General features: G+C 57.4%; 2 protein-coding genes. One reads left to right on the top strand and one right to left on the bottom strand.

Annotated features, from left to right (window positions below; translation table 11 throughout):
* On the bottom strand, positions 1-874 hold an 874-nt coding region (locus tag QZX93_RS09725), incomplete at its 3' end, for an IS4 family transposase (RefSeq protein ID WP_295391659.1).
* 783 nt (positions 875-1,657) lie between these two features.
* Between QZX93_RS09725 and QZX93_RS09730 the strand changes: the two genes are divergently transcribed.
* Entirely contained in the window at positions 1,658-2,218 is a 561-nt protein-coding gene (locus QZX93_RS09730; RefSeq protein ID WP_295391661.1) for a transposase family protein, read from the top strand.
* Positions 2,219-2,237 lie beyond the last annotated feature (19 nt).

Below are 2,237 nucleotides of genomic sequence, written 5' to 3' on the forward strand. Positions count from 1 at the left end.
AATTGAAATATTTTTCCAATTTTTGAAAGATCGTTTCGATGCCCCAACGCGTCCGATACAAGGTAGCAATCGTGATGGCATCGGCCGCCGCTGACGGCAAATTCGTTAAAATAACGAGTTCCGTATCGCCGTTACGTGTCTCGGGACGCAGACCGACCCGCGGCTCGGCCATCATGGCGAGCAAGGCCGCCAGGTCGGCTGCCGTGGCGAGAGCGTCGCGGTAGTGTTGCCACAGGGTCCACAATTGCACGGCGTGCTTGAAACTGAGTTGGCGGGGGATCTGGTCGGCCAGCAACGCCGACTGCGCCATCAGCAGACGGATCAGGTTGTAGGCAAGGAGGTAGATCCAGATTTCCTTCTCGACCATCCCCGGGCTTTTGCAGGAGAGTCGTTCCATGCCGAGGGTGGTTTTTGCGTTCCTCAGATCGAGCTCGACGCTCCAGCGGCGCCAATAGAGTGCTTTGATCGCTGGCTTGGGATAGCGGTTGGGACACCGCAGGGTCGTGACCAGAATCTTACCGCCGGCCGCCAGTTCACGCACCGTCAGGGTGGCCGGCACGCGGCCATAGTCGGCCCGACTCATCCACGTCGGGCACTCGGGTTTGTTCAATGTGAGGAGATGGTCGCGCGGGCCAAGACGCTGACCAAGCGAGAAATTCGTGGTGCGCCGACGCGCGCCGAACTGCTCGAAGACCCCGTCGACACCACCCGCAACCAGTGCGCACAGCAGAAAATAGGTCGGAAAGAACGCGTCGCCCACCAGCACATCGCCCGCCTCCAAGTGCGGGAAGAGCTGGCGCAGCAACGTCTGCTCGTCGCTGCCCTTGCCCTGACAGGGGCCGATCGCCGCGTCGCACAGGGCACCACTGCCCAAGTTGATCTACTCCCATGCGACATTGCGGAAACCCCAGCCCCGGCGCCTGGGTGGCGGGCTGTGGCCACCGGATCTGGTTGGCCCGGGTGTCGGGCATCGACAGCGTGGTGCCGTCAACCATCCACACCCGGCGGCCCTGCCACCGCCAGTGGTTTGGAATCGCGTTCGACACCAGCGCGCCGGTCTCACGCGCCAGCGTTCTGGGGATTTCCGTCGGCAGGCGCTGGCGCGCTTTGCAATAGCCGCCGGTGTCGCTCTTGCAAGGCGGCAGGCCTTGGGCCATCCGTTTGATCGCCTCGCCATCGACGGCCTGTTGGCACGAGCCGTCCGCCGACAGCGCCTGGGTGCAGAACATCGACAGCACCTTCATAGACGGAAACAATCGGTTGCGGTGCGCCGGGGCCAGCGCGGCGGCACTCTCCAGCAACCGTGGGCCGGTCAGCAGGTCGAAGAAGACGTCGGCGTCGGACTGCTCCGTGCAGTTCTGCACCTGCCGTTGAACGGCGTTGGTCAGTGGTCCGCAATGCATCATGGTAGGCCCCTCCGGTGGCAAGTTCCTCGATCTCCACCTACAGTACACCCACGGCGGGTGGTTCGCTGTTTTTCCAATTTTTTCGGATGGTTGCGCTTAAGTCAGTGCCATTCGGGCCAGGCTCAATTTCTCTTGGGAACAAATAAGCGGCTCTCTGGGAACTCAGTAGGTTATGATATACTTAGATTACATGATCTTACGAAGAACTGGAGGGTAGCATCGAGTCTGACACCACGTCACTTAAGCAAGCTATGGAGCTATTAATTGATCTGCCGAATATTCAAATCCAGGAGGCCTTTGAAGATAGAAGCGGAAATTACATCCTCACTGTGATAAGCACAGAAAAAGGCACGCATTGTCACAAATGCGGAAAGCGAATAGACAAGTCAAATGGTTATGGTGAGTTTGTTGAGTTGCGCCATTTGGATATTCTTGGAAAGCAGGTTTACCTACGAATTCGTTTGCCGCGATATCAATGTGATTGCGATGGTCAACCAACGACAACCCAGCAAGTCAGCTGGTTCACGCGCAGAAGCGGTTTCACGAAGGCCTTTGAGGAGCGAATCTTGCTGTCCTGCGTCAACAGCACCATCGCAGATGTAACAATCAAAGAGAAGGTTACCTACGAATTAGTCAGTGGTGTCGTCGACCGAAATATCGATAAATCGGTCGACTGGGAGAGCATTAGGAAACTAGTACCGCAGGATGAAAATCCTAATACCGTTTCTGAAGAGCGCGTTGTAAGATGCAAACTTCGTGATCTACTCTGGTTTTTTCGATGCCCTTGCTTCGTCCTGCGCCTGTCCTCGTAACCGATCGCGAGCGTCAACA

The sequence above is a fragment of the uncultured Thiodictyon sp. genome, from assembly GCF_903946935.1.
In the GTDB taxonomy this organism is placed as follows: Bacteria; Pseudomonadota; Gammaproteobacteria; order Chromatiales; family Chromatiaceae; genus Thiodictyon.